This is a genomic window from Phenylobacterium sp. (assembly GCF_965284355.1).
Classification (GTDB): Bacteria; Pseudomonadota; Alphaproteobacteria; order Caulobacterales; family Caulobacteraceae; genus Phenylobacterium.
On sequence record NZ_OZ260078.1, the window covers coordinates 1826919 to 1841896 of the forward strand.

A 14978-nucleotide genomic window follows, 5' to 3' on the forward strand; every position below is an offset into this window, starting at 1 on the left:
ATGCGGGGCCCTTACTCAGCCGCCGCGAGGGCGGGCGTGGGCGTCGCGATCGGGGTCGCCAGGGCCGCCGGAGCGGCGCTGGGCGAGCGGATCGTGCGCCACAGGTTGTAGGTCATGATGGCCGCGCCTCCGAGGTACATGAGACCTCCGATGGTGCGGATGACGTTCTCGATGTGCTTGGCCGCGACGGTCTCGACGAAGGCGTTCGCGAGGTAGCCCTGCGGCGTGTACTCGCGCCACATCAGGCCCTCCATGATGCCGGAGACCCACATCGCGGCGATGTAGAGAACTATGCCGGTGGTCGCGAGCCAGAAGTGCCACTCGACCAGCTGGTCAGAGTAGAGCTTCTCCTTCTTCCACAGCCACGGGACGAGGCAGTAGATCGCGCCGAAGCTGATGAAGCCGACCCAGCCCAGCGCGCCCGAGTGGACGTGGCCGATGCCCCAGTCGGTGTAGTGGCTGAGCGAGTTGACCGCGCGGATCGACATCAACGGGCCCTCGAAGGTGGCCATACCGTAGAAGGCGATGGCGACCACCATCATCCGGACCACCGGGTCGGTGCGCAGCTTGTCCCAGGCGCCCGAGAGGGTCATGAGGCCGTTGATCATGCCGCCCCACGAGGGCATCCAGAGCATGATCGAGAAGGTCATCCCCAGCGTCTGGGCCCACTGCGGCAGGGCCGTGTAGTGGAGGTGGTGGGGACCGGCCCAGATGTAGATGAAGATCAGCGACCAGAAGTGGACGATCGACAGGCGGTACGAGTAGACCGGCCGCCCCACCCGCTTGGGCACGAAGTAGTACATCATCGCCAGGAAGCCGGCGGTGAGGAAGAAGCCGACGGCGTTGTGGCCGTACCACCACTGCACCAGGGCGTCCTGGACCCCGGCATAGGCCGAGTAGCTCTTGGCTTCCAGCAGGCCCACGGGCAGCGCCGCGTTGTTGACCAGGTGCAGGATGGCGATCGTGACGATGAAGGCCAGGTAGAACCAGTTGGCCACGTAGATGTGCGGTTCCTTGCGCTTCCAGATCGTGCCCAGGAAGACGAGGAGGTAGGCGACCCAGACGATGGTCAGCCACAGGTCCACGTACCATTCCGGCTCGGCGTATTCCTTCGACTGGGTGATGCCGGCCAGGTACCCGGTGGCCGCCAGCACGATGAACAGCTGGTAGCCCCAGAACACGAACCACGGCCAGACGCCGCCGGCGAGCCGCGCCTTGCAGGTGCGCTGGACCACATAGAAGGACGTGCAGATCAGCGCGTTGCCGCCGAAGGCGAAGATCACCGCCGAGGTGTGCAGCGGTCGCAACCGACCGAAGTTCAGCCACTCGACATCCGGGAAGTAGAAGATCGTGGGCCAGCTGAGCTGGGCGGCGACAACCACCCCCGCGGCCAGCCCGGCGATCGCCCAGAACATCGTGGCGATGACCCCGGCCCGCACGACGCCGTCCGCATAGCGGGTCGGGTCTGAGCGGAGCTTGCCGTCCGCCATCGGGAGCGACATCGCGAGGAAGGCCAGGAGGAAGGCCGCCAGCATGATCCAGCTGTGGAACCGGAAGCTGGGGTCCGGGCTGAACGCGGTCGCCAGCAAGGCGCCGAACGCGGCCAGGCCGGTGACTATGTAGAGCGCGACGACATCGAACGGCGTGTCGTCGCGGAGAATCTGGGCCTGCGTCATGGAACTCGTCGGCTTCGGTGAGAGACGGCGAGCTTCTGCCGCAGCGTCGCCGGCGCAGCTTTGATCTCCGTCAACGATCGCGGCGCGAGCCCCTGCGACAAGGCGGCGTTCCGGAGGTCCGCAATGCGCCGTCATCCCCATCCAATCGAAGACCGTGTGTTCCGGATCACCGCCGGGACGGTCGGTGGCGTCCTGCTCGCCAGTGCAGGTCTCGCCGCCGACCTCGCCCGCGAACACATGGCCCTCCTGGGGACCATCTGCGGCGCGGGCTCGGCGCCGCACTGCGCCTGGTGCTACGCCGCGGCGGCCCTGGCGCTGGCCGGGATCGCGGCGATCGCCGTGGCTGTCGCCCCGCGCGCTGTCCCGCAGGACGCCTGAGCCGCAGCGGCCCGCGGCGCATCCCACAATATCTGAATCGCCGGACCACCACCGACCCGCGGATCTGCGGGCGGGTCCATGTGCCGCGGTCGCTCCCCACGCCGGGTCAGTTCGAATTCCCGGTTTGCTCCAGATCAAAGCCGCCCCGGAAACGACGCGGCAAAGCGACCCGCAAGCGGCGCCTTACGCCGCCACTAAGGGGATAGAGTCATGAAGACGATGTACGTAGTCACTGCAGCGCTCGCCGGTCTCGCCATGGCGACCCAGGTCCAGGCGCAGACGTTCCAGCCCAAGGCCAAGGGCGACGTGGTCCTCAACGTCCGGATCACCGACGTGAGCCCCACGGGAACCGACCCGATCACGACGCTGGCGGGCGGCGCCACCGGTCTGCGGGCTGACGTCGGCTACGACCTGATGCCGACGATCGGCGTCACCTACTTCCTGAGCGACCACGTGGCGGTCGAGGCGATCGCCGGCACGACCCAGCACACGGTCCGCGCCAAGGGCCCCGCCACGGACGTCAAGGTGAAGGACACCTGGGTCCTGCCGCCGATCGTGTCGCTGCAGTACCACTTCGCGCCCGCGAGCCAGGTGAGCCCCTATGTCGGCGCCGGCGTGAACTACATGCTGTTCTACGGCGGCGACAACAAGAACGGCTTCAACCTCAAGATCGACGACGGCTTCGGGGCCGCTCTGCAGGCCGGCGTCGACGTCGCGCTTCGCGACAGCTGGTCGATCAATCTCGACGCCAAGAAGGTGTTCTTCGAGACCGATGCGGTGGACCGGGCCCGGGGCATCAAGACGAAGGTGACACTGAATCCCTGGGTGCTCTCGGCGGGGGTGGGGCGCCGCTTCTAAACGTCGCGCGTTGATCCTGCGCAAGGCGGCGGCCGCACGGCCTGTCTAGGCTTACCTCCAGAAAATCTGGGAGGTCGGCATGAACCGGTTGAAAGGCAAGGTCGCCGTGATCACCGGTGGCGCGCTCGGGCTCGGACGCGCCACCGCCCTGCGTATGGCCGAGGAAGGCGCCGCCGTCGCGGTCTGCGACCTGCTCATCGACCCGGCCAACGCCCTGGTGGACGAACTCGTCGGCCGCGGCTTCGAGGCCTGCTGCTGGCAGCTCGACGTGTCCCAGGAAGCGGCCGTCGAGCGGGTGATGGGCGAGGTCGCCCGGCGCTTCGGACGGATCGACACCCTGGTCAACAACGCCGGCGTCGCGGGCGCCAACAAGCCCACCGACCAGCTCACGGAAGCCGAGTGGGACTTCGTCCAGGGCGTCAACGTGAAGGGCGTCTTCTTCTGCACCAAGCACGCGATCCCGCACCTTCGACGGGCGGGCGGCGGCAGCATCATCAATCTCAGCTCGATCTACGGCCTGGTCAGCGCGCCCGACGTGCCGCCGTATCATGCCTCCAAGGGCGCCGTGCGGCTGATGACGAAGACGGACGCCCTGATCTACGCCAGCGAGAAGATCCGCGTGAATTCCGTCCACCCCGGCTTCATCTGGACACCGATGGTCGAGGGCTACCTCGAGAGCCAGGGCGGCGTCGAGGCGGGCCGGCCGATCGTCGACGCCCTGCACCCTCTGGGGCACATGGGCGAGCCCGACGACATCGCCTGGGGCTGCGTCTACCTCGCGTCCGACGAGGCCAAATTCGTCACTGGGGCGGAGCTGGTGATCGACGGCGGCTACACGGCCCACTGAGGACCACGCGCCATGCCCTCCGCCATCCCCGCCCTGCTGCGCGCCATCCTGGTCTGGGCGCTGATCATGCTGTGCGAAAGCGCGCACGGCGCGCTGCGCCGCCTGCTGTTCGACGCGGACGTGCTCTTTGCCCTGCGCCAGGTCTCGGTCGGCGTCGGCGTCCTGATCGTCTTTGCGCTGACCTGGGTATGCCTGCCCTGGCTGCGACTGCGCTCGGCTGGAGGGGCGCTGGCGGTCGGCGGCGTCTGGGTGGTGCTGACCCTGGCGTTCGAGTTCGCGCTGGGTCGCGTCGTCGGCCTCTCCTGGTCGCAAATCCTCGCCGAATACGACCTCGCCCAAGGGGGCGTGATGGTGCTGGGTCTGCTGGCCATGGGCCTGACCCCCTGGCTGGTTCTGCGTCTGCGGTCGGCGCCCGGCAGCGTCGGGAAGGCGCCATGAAGCACGCCGTCGTCGTCGCCCACCCTTCCCACTCCAGCCTGAACGCGGCGATCGCGCAGACCTACCGCCAGACGGTGGAGGCGCTGGGCCATGACGTGCTGGTGCGCGACCTTTACCGCCTGCGCTTCGACCCTCGGCTCAGGGCGTCCGAGATCCCCGGACCCCATCCCCCGCGCTTCCGCCCCGATGTCCTGCGCGAGCGGGCGATGCTGGCCGATGTCGATGTGTTCGCCTTCGTCTATCCGCTCTGGTTCAACGCGGCCCCGGCGATCCTCAAGGGCTATGTGGACCGCGTGTTCGGCATGGGGTTCGGCTTCACCCCGATCTTCGGCGGCATGAGCCCGGCGCTCACCGGACGCAAGCTGGTCAGCTACACGACGTCTGGGGCGCCCGACTTCTGGATGCGCGATACCGGCGCTCTGCTCGACGAGGTGCTGGCCAAGGTTCGCACCACGGCCAAGGCGCATTTCCGGGCTCACCCCCCGCAGGTCGCTTGATCCGCCGCCGGCATCGGATCAAGCGCGCGCCCAGCCGATCGGATAGAGTCCCCGCATGAGTACGCGCAACCTGGACGGCCTCTTCGCCCCATCGGTCATCGCGCTGATCGGAGCCAGTGCTCGACCGGGCTCAGTGGGCAATGTCCTGGCGGCCAACCTCCTGGAGGGCGGCTTTGGGGGCGAGTTGCTGTTCGCGAACATCGACGGCGCGCCGGTGTTGGGCCACGCGTGCAGTCCGTCGGTTGCGGCGCTTCCGAGCGTCCCCGACCTGGCGATCGTCGCCACGCCCGCCCCCACCGTCCCCGGCGTCATCGCCGAGCTCGGCGCCCGCGGCTGTCGGGCGGCGGTGGTCATCAGCGCCGGGTTCGAGGGGGACGACCCGGCCAGCGTGGGGCGCCGACAGGCGCTTCTGAACGCCGCCCGGCCCCATCTCCTGCGGATCGTCGGTCCCAACTGCCTGGGCATTCTCTCGCCGGCCACGGGGGTCAACGCCAGCTTCGCCAGCGCCATGCCCCCGCCCGGCGGAATCGCGCTGGTCGCGCAGTCCGGGGCCGTGGCGGCCGCCGCACTGGACTGGGCGCCCGCCCACGGCCTGGGCTTCTCCCGCGTGGTCACCTTGGGCGACTCGCTGGACGTCGACATGGGCGACCTTCTCGACTTCCTGGCGCAGGATCCGGCCACCGAGGCGATCCTGCTCTACATCGAAGGGATCGCCGACGCGGCCAAGTTCATGCGCGCCGGTCGCCTGGCCGCCGCCGCCAAGCCGGTGCTGGTCCTGAAGGGCGGTCGTGGCGCGGCCGGGGCGAAGGCCGCGTTCTCCCACACCCGGGCCCTGGCCGGCGCCGACGCGGTCTACGCCGCCGCGTTCCGGCGCGCCGGCCTCCTACAGGTGGAGGGCCTCGACGACCTGCTCGACAGCGCGCTCGCCCTGTCCCGGGCCCCGCGGGCGGCTCCGAAGTCGCTGACGCTCCTGACCAATGGCGGCGGTGCCGGCGTGCTGGCGGCCGACGCCCTGGAGCGGGCCGGAGGCCGCCTGAGCGTCCTGTCGCCGGAAACCCAGGCCACCCTGCGCGGCCAGCTCGCCGCCAGCGCCGCAGTCGGCAACCCCGTCGATATCCTGGGCGACGCGACCCCGGCGCTCTACGCCGCCAGCCTGTCGACCCTGCTGGGCGCGCCCGAGGTCGACGCCGTGCTTGTCCTCAACTGCCCGACGGCGGTGACCGACAGCGGGGCCGCCGCCGACGCGGTCATCGCCGCCGTCGAGACGATGCCCGGCTCGCGCAAGCCCCTGCTGGCCGGCTGGCTGGGCGAGACTAGCGTGGCCGAGGGTCGCCGCAAGCTCAACGCGGCGGCCATTCCCGCCTTTGCGTCCCCAGAGGCCGCCGTGCGCGCCTTCACGCGCCTCGCCTCTGCGCACGAGCTGCGCGCGCGGTTGCGCGAAACGCCCGACGCGTCGGGCGAGGTCGACGACTCCATCTCAGCCCGGTCGGTCATCGCCGCGGCGCTGGCCGACGGCCGCAGCGCACTGGAGCCGCTGGAGGTCCAGGCGGTGCTCAAGGCCTACGGCGTGCCTGTGCTGGAGACCCAGGTCGCCGACACCCCCGCGGCGTCCGGCGCGATCGCCGCCGGTTTTGGCGGCCGCGTGGCGCTTAAAGTCGTCTCGCGGGACATCAGCCACAAGTCCGACGTGGGCGGCGTTCGCCTGGGCCTGGAGGGTCACGAGGCCGTCGAGCAGGCCGCCCAGGCCATGCACGAGCGGTTGCGCGTGTCGCATCCCAAGGCGCGCCTCGAGGGATTTCTGGTCCAGCCCATGATCGCGCGGCCGCGAGCCCAGGAGGTGCTGGCCGGGCTGGTGCGCGATCCGACCTTCGGGCCAGTGGTCGTGGTCGGCGAAGGTGGGGTCGCCGTCGAGGTGCGCGCCGACCGGGCGCTGGCGCTGGCGCCGCTCGACCTCACGCAAGCCCGCGACCTGATCGGCCGCACGCGGATCTCGCGGCTGCTCGCCGGCTATCGCGACCGGCCGCCGGCGGACCTGGACGCCGTCGCTCGCGTGCTGAGAGCGCTGGGGCGCCTGGCCATCGACGTTCCCCAGGTCGCGGAACTCGACCTCAATCCGCTGCTCTGCGACGATTCCGGCGTGCTGGCGCTCGACGCGCGCATCTCGGTGGAGCCCCGCTAAGTTCGAGCAAGCAGCCGGCCCACCGCGCCCGCCGCCGGGGCCAGGCTCTGGACCCCCAAATACCGATCATGCGCCGAGGCCGCTTGATGCAGGTCAAGGCGTCACACGGCCGGTGCGCCCAACTCTCCCTCAACCGGAGCCCTCGCCATGACCACGCCCGTAGCCCCCGATCGTCTGACCCCCGCCCTTGAGACCGCGGCCGCATGGACCGCGCTGGCCAGCGAGGGGATGGGCGCCTGGACCTGCGCCTGGGACGCGTGGGCCGCCTATCTCGGACGCCTCGCCGTGGCGACGGGCCCGATGGACGTGCTCGACGCCGGCGCGCAGCTGTCGCTTGAGAGCCTGGAGATCTGCAGTCGCGCGGCCGCCACCCGGCTGGGCGGCCTGCGCACGCCCCTGCTCAGCGACGCCTGACGCCCCACCGGCGCACCTATCGCCGCGGCGGCGTCTGGATGCTGCGGAGATAGCCCAGAATTGCATCGACCTCGTCCGGCCTGAAGCGGAATTCCGGCATCTCGGGATGGCCGGTCATGAGGCCTTCCGCCAGCGCCTCGCCCAGCGAGTCGACGTCGTAGCGTCGGGAGAGGTCTCGGAACGCAGGCGCGCCGGCCCGCGGGCTCTCGCCCCGGCGCTCCACCGCGTGACAACCCCCGCAGTCGCGCCGCAGCAGCGTCTGGCCCTGTCGCAGCATCGCGGCGTCGTCCACCGCCTGCCCTGGTTCCGCCCAGACCGACGCCGCGACCACCATCACGCCTGCGGCAAGCGAGGACGCGCGTCGGAGGGAATGCGCTCGCATGATTTGGCTCCTGATCGTGAGCGACAGCCTGGCAGGGCCGTTGTCGAGCGCCATGATGCGGGTCAATCCGACCGTATGGCGCATCAACCCTCACCGTCGACCAGCGGAAACTGCAGAACCGCGATCAGCCCTTCCTTCGCATAGGTCAACTCCGCCGATCCATGCAGGCCGGCCGCCAGGCTGCGCTTCACCAGCCGGGTTCCGAACCCCTCGTGGGCGGGCTCGGCCGTCGGCGGGCCACCCGCTTCCGACCAGACGAGGCGCAATGCGGGCCCGGCGGGTCCCTGCGGCACGGACCACGCCACGGCGACCGACCCGCCTGCGGACAGGGCGCCGAACTTGGCGGCGTTCGTGGCCAGCTCGCCCACCGCCATGCCCAGGGTCACCGCGCGGTTGGGGCGCAGCAGGACCGGTGGCCCGTCCAGCGAGAACGGCGCGCCGTCACGGTCGTACGGTTTGAGCTGCTCGGCCACGATATCGGCCACCGTGGCGCCCGCCCAATCGTTGCGGGTGAGCACGTCGTGGCTCTTCGACAGGGCCATGATCCGCGTATGCACCGCCGCGCTGAACGCCTCGGGCGTGGGGGCGGACCGAAGCGTCTGGGTCACGATCGACTGCACGCTGGCCAGGGTGTTCTTCACCCGGTGGTTCAGCTCGCGGATCAATAGCGCCTCGCGTTCCTGAATCTCGCGTCTCTGGGTCAGGTCGCGGATCACGCTGGTCACCAGTCCCTCGCCATGGTCGGAGAGGAGGCTGAGGTTGGTCTCGATCGGAAACTCACTGCCGTCGCGGCGAAGGCCGAACATGTTGGCGCCGTCGCCCATCCGTCGCGTGGTCGGCCGCGCCAGGTAGGCGCGCACGTGCTCAGCATGGCGACCCCGAAACCGCTCCGGCATCAGGACGTCCAGAGGGCCGCCGACCACGGCTTCGCGCGGGTAGCCGAACAGCTTTTCGGCCTCGGCGTTCATCAGCACGATACGGCCCTCGGCGTCGGAGATGACGATGGCGTCCGGCGCCCCCTCCAGCAGGCCGCGGAACCGCGCCTCGCTCGCCTGCAGCGCGGCCGCGCGGTCGGCGGCTTCCTCGGCGAGCTGCCGGGCGTCGGCCAGGCGGCGCAGAACCATGCCGATGCCGAAGATCCCCGCCAGGGCGGCCAGCCCCAACGCGGCGACATCCACCCAGGACCAGCCCAGGGCGAATCGCGCCGCCGCCAGGCCGGCCAGCGCCGAGACGCTGCCGCCCACACGACCCAGCAGGCTGGTAGTCACCGCAACGACCGCGATCCCGCCCGCCGCGGCCGTCGCGGTTCCGCCGGCCGCCGCGACCACGGCGCCGCCCAGGGCGCCTGCGGCGCCGAGCGCCGCGAGTCGCCAGCGACGGGTGAGACCCGGAGGGAGATGCAGCATGCGCGATCCGAAATGACGCTCCGGCCGCGAGGCGACCGGAGCGTCGAGGAGACCCGCTCGGCAGGGGGACTGCCCGAGCGGGATGACAGGCATCGATGGTGCAGACGCGGCGACGCCGCGACCGTCACAGTTTGCCCAACCCCGCAGCGCACGCCTTGCGCGAGATCAATGTCGCCTGCGTCGAGAGTCACTCACGCTCAGATTGAATCACCTGAACCGGGTCGACAGGCTCGATCTTCTTGATTTGGAGCGCGCTTCGGGGCGACACCGGCGTCCACTTCGCCCCACGCGCTCTAGGCCCGGTTCCACTCGCCATCCGGGCCTTCCAGCTCGGCAAGCCGCCGGACGATCGACACGAAGAAGGCGGTCGACCAGCCCAGCAGGATGATGCCGTTGACGCCCTCGATCGCGCCGACGATGCGCCAGGCGCGGGACAGGACGAGGTCGCCGTACCCGATGGTCGCGTAGGTCGAGGTCGAGAAGTAGAGCGCATCCTCGAAATCGCGGAATTCACCGGCGACGGCGTAGACGGCGGCGTAGAGCCAGATCTCGACGCCATGCAGCAGGAACAGCGTGAAGACGGCGATCAGCACCAGGAGAGCCTGGTCCAGCCGGACGTGGACGGTCCGCACCCGTCCCCCGTGCCGCTGCAGCAGGGCGATCAGCGCCGCGAGACCGGCGAGGTGCAGCAGCGCGGTCAGCGCCACCAACACCGTCGATGCGAACAGCTGTGAGACCAGGCTCACGCCGGCAAGGTGACCGACACGAGTGCGCCGCCGAAGGGCGCTGCGCCCATCCGCGCATGCGCGTTGATGGCGCTCGCCGCCTGGGCGATGCGCGCGCGTCCGCCAGACTCGTAGTCGGCGAAATCGGGCATGCCGATGCCGTCGTCGCGCACGGTCAGCGTGAGCCGGCCGCGTTCGTAGAACAGGCGGATCCAGACATGACCGTCGATATGGTTGGGGAAGGCATGGCGCAGCGCGTTGTCCACCGCCTCGTGCGCGACCAGCTGCAGGTTCTCGACGACATCCTCGGGCAGGCGCAGGTCGGGATCGCAATCCACGCGCACCTGGTGAGCGCCCGGCCTCGCGCTCGCGGCCACCGCGTCCAGCGCCGGACGCGCCAGGACGCCTCGATCGTGCATGGCCGTGGGATTCAGTTGGGCTGTATCGATCATGCGAAGCCTCCATGTGCTCCGCTCACTTTGGCCGTGCGGGCCTGCCGCGGCCTTGATCCAGATCACGTCAGTCGTGGTCTGGAAGCTGCTCGCACATGAGCTCCCGCACGCGATCGGGGCGTTCGCTCCCGCGCCCGCCTCCGCCTACGTCGGCCAGCGCCTCGCAGGCGCGGGCGGTGAACCCGCTCACCTGCGCGACCGCAAAGCTTGAACCGTACAAGTTGCGCCGCGGCGGAACGCCGGGGATCGGCCGAGGGTAGCCGGACGCATGGAAGATCGTCGCATCGCCCTGGCGTCGCACGTGGCAGGCGCTGCGCGGACAGTCCCAATCGACATCGACGCCGACGACGCCCGGGAGCGAACCGGGATAGCACGGCTCGCCGTTGGCCTCGTAGGCGGCCACGACGACGATCCCGGCGGCTGCGGCCTCGTCCACGACCGCGGCGAAGGCGTCGCGGTGCGCCGTGTTGAGCGAGCCCAGGCTGAGGTTGATGAGATCCGCCTCCTGGGCGATCGACCACCGGATCGCGGCGATCAGGGCCGCGGCGCTCGTCTTCAGGCCCTCTCGAAACACCCGCACGGGTATGCACCGCGCCTCCGGCGCCTTTTCCTGGATGGCGGCCGTCACCGCAGTGCCGTGGCCGAGCTGGTCGAGCCAGACGCCCTCTCCCTCGACGACTGCGCCGTCGGACAGGACCATGACGCCCGGGTCGAGCTGGCCGGCGTTGATGTGGTCATGCCCGGGATGGACGCCGCTATCGATGACCGCGACCGAGACGCCCCGCCCCGTCAGCCCGGGAAAGAGCTCTAACGCTGTCGCAAGCATCGGCTCACGCACAGGCGGCCTCCGGCGTTCGCGTCATCGTCGCGCGACCGCCGTCCAGCGTGATGACGGCGTCCGCCATCTCGGCCAGGACAGGTCGGTGGGTGATGACCACGATCGTCGCGCCCGGCAGGGCCTCACGCAGCCCCTTGGCCACCAGTTGCTCGGTCTCGCCGTCCAGCGCCGAGGTGGGCTCGTCCAGGATGAGCACGCTGGGTTTGCGCAGCAGGGCGCGGGCCAGGGCCACGCGCTGACGCTCCCCCGCCGACAGCGCCAGGCCTCGCTCGCCGGTGCGGGTCGCCAGGCCCTCGGGCAGGCGGGCCAGCAGGTCGGCGAGACCGGCCATGCGCGCGGCCGCCTCCACATCCTGGGCGCTGGCGCCCGGCAGGGCGAAGGCGATGTTGGCCGCGATGGTGTCGTTGAACAGGTACGGCGCCTGGTCGACCAGGATCAATTCGCGGCGGAGGTCGTCGAGGCGGACGTCGCGGATGTCGAGCCCATCGACCAGGATGCGGCCGGCCTGCGGGTCCTGATAGCGGACCATGAGGTCGGCCAGGGTGGACTTGCCGACGCCGCTGGGGCCGAGGACCGCGCAGAAGCTGCCCTGAGGGATCTCGAGGTCCACGTCCACCAGCACGGGGTGACGGTCGTAGCGCATCGACACGCCCTCGAAGCGGACGCCCTGGCGGACCTGGTCCAGCCCGGTCGCGCCCGGCCTCTCCGTCACCTCGGCCGGCGTGTCGAACAACTCGAAGATGCGCGCGAGTGAGACGCGCGTCGACGCCACGCCCGCAGTGAGGCCCATCAGCGTCTGGATCGGGCCGAACAGGCGGCCCTGATAGGTCATGAACGCGACGAGGGTCCCGATCGTCATGCGCCCGTCGATGATCATCGCGCCGCCGTAGAGGATCACGGCCGAGGTCGACGCCGTCAGCAGCGCGCCGGGGATCGCGCCCGCCATGAACGACGTAACCTGCATCTTCAGCATGGCCCGGACGAACGCGTTGTTGTTCTGCTCGAACCGCCGCACCTCGTGCTCGCCCGCGCCCAGCGAGGCCACCACCCGCATGCCCATCACCGTATCGACCAGCAGGCTGCCCAGGTCGGCGCCGCGCTCGCGCATCTCGCGGGTGATGAGGGTGAGTTTCTGTTGATAGTGCAGGAAGGTGAGCACGCAGACGGGGATGAGCACGACGCCCACCAGGAACATCCGCCAGTCCAGCCACAGCATCAGCCCGACGCTGCCCACCAGCATCAGCACATTGCTGAGCACCGAGAGCAGCGTATCGGCGGCGACGCGCTGGACGTCGCTCACGTCGCTGTTGATGCGAGACATCAGGTCGCCCAGCCGGAAGCCGCCGAAGAAGCGCGGCGACAGCGTCTGCAGGTGGCGTAGCAGCGCGACGCGGATGTCGAACAGCATCGCCGCCGACGACGACACGTAACGATAGCTGGCGAAGATGTTGAGCGCGTAGCCCACCACGCCGCACGCCACCATCAGGAGCGCGATCTGGATCAGCGCATCCATGTCGCGGCGCAGCAGCGCGTGGTCGATCAGCAACTTGGACAGATAGGGCTGCGCCAGGTTGAGCGCGGTCGAAGCCAGGCTGACCACCAGCACCAGCAGCAGCGGCCGCACGTAGGGCCGGAGGAACGGCGCCAGCCGGCCATAGCTGCGCCAGCTCGCCACGGGCGGCGCGACAGGCGCGGACGGTTGCGGCGGCGTCGCGGCGGGCGTTTCGGTCAAGCGGCCTCCCCTCGCGCCACAAGACGGAAGTCATGCAGCTCGTAGCGGGGCTCCGGCATCTTCGCCAGTCTGGCCGTGCACCAGTCGAACCCCTCGGCGAGGTCGGCGAGCTGGGCGCGCCACCATTCGCTGTCGCCGCCGCTGGCGTAGAACTGGGCGCTCAGACGCAGATGCCGGCGCATCGCGGCCACGATCATCGACTCGAAGTGGATGCGCAGCGCGGCCGGGTCGCCGCCGTCGCGGATGGCCCCGATGACGGCGCAGGCGAGGATGGCCTCGCGCACCGCCTGGGCCGTCCCGTCGCCGCAGATCGGATCGAAGGCGACCGCCGCCGATCCGCAGGCCAGCCAGTCGGGCCCGGCCAGCGACGTCAGCATCCGCGGGCTGGTTTCGAACGCCGCCGAGGTCCGGCCCACGCCGTCAATGCGCGGGGCGATGTGGCGGCTCTGGCCCAGCAACGTCTGCGCCGACGCGCCGACGCAAAGCATCCAGGCCGACCCGTCGCCGGCGGGGATCAGAAACAGCCAGCCGGCTTCCACCGCCTCGATCCCACAGACGGATCGCTCGGCCTCATGGCGAAGGCTGACCTGGGCGGCGGACGTGGTGCGCGCGCCGAAGCGGCGAACCTCGCCCCCCGGGAAGGGCGCGGCCGTGTGGATCGACATCTGGGGACCCGGCGCGACCAAGGCGGCGGATGGCGGGGTCAGCGCGGCGTCGAGGTCGCCCTCCGAAAGCACGATGGCGCCGTGCGGCAGACTCACCGGTTCGGCGGCGCCCCAGGCGACGACGCGGTGGGTGATGCGGGGCCGGTCAGCGAACAGGTCCGGGCGCTCGAAGACGCTGCGCAGCAGCGCCATTGCCGTGTCGCTGAGCAGGATAGCGGGAACCGGGGTCCGCTCTCCCGTCGTCCGGGCCGTGGCGACGCCGGCGCGGGCCAACAGATGCGCGCAGCAGTTCGCAGCGATCCCCGCGCCGTGGATGGCGACGCTCAGGTCCGGCCGGTCGGCGACGGGCGCGCTGGCGCCCGCCTGCCCCGGCGCAGGTGCGCTCACCGCGTGATGACCATGCCCGACATGGTGATGTCGTGGGTCAGTTCCCATGCGCCCTCGGGCTTGAGGGTCTTGGCGTCGTAGACCGCGACGTCGAAGCCCGCACCGTAGATGTACAGCTTCTGCCCGTTGCCCGACATGCCGAAGTAGAAGCGGCGGCGGCATTGGAACTCGGACTTGTCGAGCGCCTTGTTGCTGCCGAGGTCGAAGCGCCAGAACTCGCAGCGCTGGCTGCCCAGTTCGCCGGTGACAGCAACGGTGTAGCCGTACTTTCCGTCGGGCGAGACCTCGAGCCCGGACAGCGCCTTCGGCGAGGGCCCGATCGGCGTGAAGGTGAACTTGCGCGTGTCGAGATCCAGCCGGGCGACGCCGAACGTCTTGTTGTGGATATAGGGATCCTCGGTCTCGAACAGCGACACGAACTGGCCCGGCGTCTGGAGCCGCCCGACGCCGCCGCCGAAGCTGACGTCCTGCATGCCCGGGTACTCGGGCTTGGACAGGTCGAAGTGATCGACCGTCTTCAGGTCGGCGGTGTTCACGACCAGAATCTTGTCGCGGAAGGCGTACAGCGTCTTGCCGTCCGGCGAGAGCATCAGGCCGCCGCGGGCGCCGAACTTCTGGTCGTCGGGTTCCAGTTCGGCGGTCTTCACGACCTGCTTGGTCTGAAGGTCGACCACCATGAACTGCGGCTTGCTGATCCGGAAGGCGTCGATGCCTTTGTCGATCCGCGTGCCCAGGATGTAGAAGTAACGCCCGGTCGGATCAGGCACGCCGCCGCTGAAGCGGTACCGGACCGCGGGCGTGTTGAGGCTGAAGCTGTTGACGATCTTGCGGGTCGCGACGTCCAGCACCTCGATGCCGCTGGTCGTGATCGTCGTGGCGTAGAGCAGCTTGCCGTCGTCGGACAGCCGCATGCTCACCGGCAGGCCGGTCTTGAGATCGACCTCCTGGGTGATCGACCCCTTCGCCTCGTCGATCACCATGAGCTGACTGGGATAGCCGCCCAGGATCATGGTGCCTGCCTGCGCCGGGCTCAGGGCGGCGGCGGCGGCCGCACTCAGGGCGATGAGACCAAGCCGGAGCGTCTTCATGCGACGGACTCTTCCT

Annotated in this window: 16 protein-coding genes; 7 read left to right on the top strand and 9 right to left on the bottom strand. The window is 70.1% G+C overall.

The genetic code is table 11. The features are described 5' to 3' along the window. Nucleotides 1-11 precede the first annotated feature (11 nt). A complete protein-coding gene (gene ccoN / locus ACQ66R_RS08880; RefSeq protein ID WP_430426245.1) occupies nt 12-1502 on the bottom strand; it encodes a cytochrome-c oxidase, cbb3-type subunit I in 1491 nt (496 codons plus the stop codon). A 297-nt stretch (nt 1503-1799) separates the two neighbouring features. On the opposite strand from ccoN, the gene ACQ66R_RS08885 reads away from it, so the two are divergent. The 7 genes from ACQ66R_RS08885 to ACQ66R_RS08915 all read left to right on the top strand — a co-directional run bounded on the left by ACQ66R_RS08885 (nt 1800) and on the right by ACQ66R_RS08915 (nt 7287). Further along, nucleotides 1800-2054, top strand: a complete 255-nt coding sequence (locus ACQ66R_RS08885) for a hypothetical protein (RefSeq protein ID WP_430421143.1) — start codon at nt 1800-1802, stop codon at nt 2052-2054. A 210-nt stretch (nt 2055-2264) separates the two neighbouring features. Then, nucleotides 2265-2912, top strand: a complete 648-nt coding sequence (locus tag ACQ66R_RS08890) for an OmpW/AlkL family protein (RefSeq protein WP_430421145.1) — start codon at nt 2265-2267, stop codon at nt 2910-2912. A 79-nt stretch (nt 2913-2991) separates the two neighbouring features. Further along, the gene (locus tag ACQ66R_RS08895) at nt 2992-3759 is read left to right on the top strand and encodes an SDR family NAD(P)-dependent oxidoreductase (RefSeq protein ID WP_430421147.1); all 768 of its coding nucleotides are present in this window, start codon (nt 2992-2994) and stop codon (nt 3757-3759) included. Nucleotides 3760-3771: 12 nt separating this feature from the next. After that, the gene (locus tag ACQ66R_RS08900) at nt 3772-4197 is read left to right on the top strand and encodes a hypothetical protein (protein WP_430421149.1); all 426 of its coding nucleotides are present in this window, start codon (nt 3772-3774) and stop codon (nt 4195-4197) included. Continuing rightward, nucleotides 4194-4694 (top strand): NAD(P)H-dependent oxidoreductase, encoded by a 501-nt coding sequence (locus ACQ66R_RS08905; protein ID WP_430421150.1) that lies wholly within the window; start codon nt 4194-4196, stop codon nt 4692-4694. Before ACQ66R_RS08900 ends, ACQ66R_RS08905 begins: the two co-directional genes overlap by 4 nt. 55 nt (nt 4695-4749) lie before the next feature. Beyond that, nucleotides 4750-6873, top strand: a complete 2124-nt coding sequence (locus ACQ66R_RS08910; RefSeq protein ID WP_430421152.1) for an acetate--CoA ligase family protein — start codon at nt 4750-4752, stop codon at nt 6871-6873. Between the two features lie 147 nt (nt 6874-7020). Continuing rightward, entirely contained in the window at nt 7021-7287 is a 267-nt protein-coding gene (locus tag ACQ66R_RS08915; protein WP_430421154.1) for a hypothetical protein, read from the top strand. Between the two features lie 16 nt (nt 7288-7303). Here the strand turns inward: ACQ66R_RS08915 and ACQ66R_RS08920 are convergent, their stop codons facing one another. From ACQ66R_RS08920 to ACQ66R_RS08955, 8 genes are all read right to left on the bottom strand, one after another. Continuing rightward, entirely contained in the window at nt 7304-7669 is a 366-nt protein-coding gene (locus ACQ66R_RS08920; protein ID WP_430421156.1) for a c-type cytochrome, read from the bottom strand. Between the two features lie 83 nt (nt 7670-7752). Next, nucleotides 7753-9075, bottom strand: coding sequence for a sensor histidine kinase (locus ACQ66R_RS08925; RefSeq protein WP_430421158.1), 1323 nt, complete (start codon nt 9073-9075; stop codon nt 7753-7755). 293 nt (nt 9076-9368) lie between these two features. Beyond that, nucleotides 9369-9821, bottom strand: coding sequence for a potassium channel family protein (locus ACQ66R_RS08930; protein ID WP_430421160.1), 453 nt, complete (start codon nt 9819-9821; stop codon nt 9369-9371). Further along, complete coding sequence (locus tag ACQ66R_RS08935) at nt 9818-10252, bottom strand: sensor histidine kinase (RefSeq protein WP_430421162.1); 435 nt, start codon at nt 10250-10252, stop codon at nt 9818-9820. The genes ACQ66R_RS08930 and ACQ66R_RS08935 overlap by 4 nt, the downstream gene beginning before the upstream one ends. A 67-nt stretch (nt 10253-10319) precedes the next feature. Continuing rightward, the gene (qhpE, locus tag ACQ66R_RS08940; protein ID WP_430421164.1) at nt 10320-11090 is read right to left on the bottom strand and encodes a subtilisin-like serine protease QhpE; all 771 of its coding nucleotides are present in this window, start codon (nt 11088-11090) and stop codon (nt 10320-10322) included. Further along, nucleotides 11083-12822, bottom strand: coding sequence for an ABC transporter ATP-binding protein (locus tag ACQ66R_RS08945; protein WP_430421166.1), 1740 nt, complete (start codon nt 12820-12822; stop codon nt 11083-11085). The genes qhpE and ACQ66R_RS08945 overlap by 8 nt, the downstream gene beginning before the upstream one ends. Beyond that, nucleotides 12819-13874, bottom strand: a complete 1056-nt coding sequence (locus ACQ66R_RS08950; protein WP_430421168.1) for a hypothetical protein — start codon at nt 13872-13874, stop codon at nt 12819-12821. Before ACQ66R_RS08950 ends, ACQ66R_RS08945 begins: the two co-directional genes overlap by 4 nt. Then, nucleotides 13871-14962 (bottom strand): hypothetical protein, encoded by a 1092-nt coding sequence (locus tag ACQ66R_RS08955; protein WP_430421170.1) that lies wholly within the window; start codon nt 14960-14962, stop codon nt 13871-13873. The genes ACQ66R_RS08950 and ACQ66R_RS08955 overlap by 4 nt, the downstream gene beginning before the upstream one ends. Nucleotides 14963-14978: the final 16 nt, after the last annotated feature.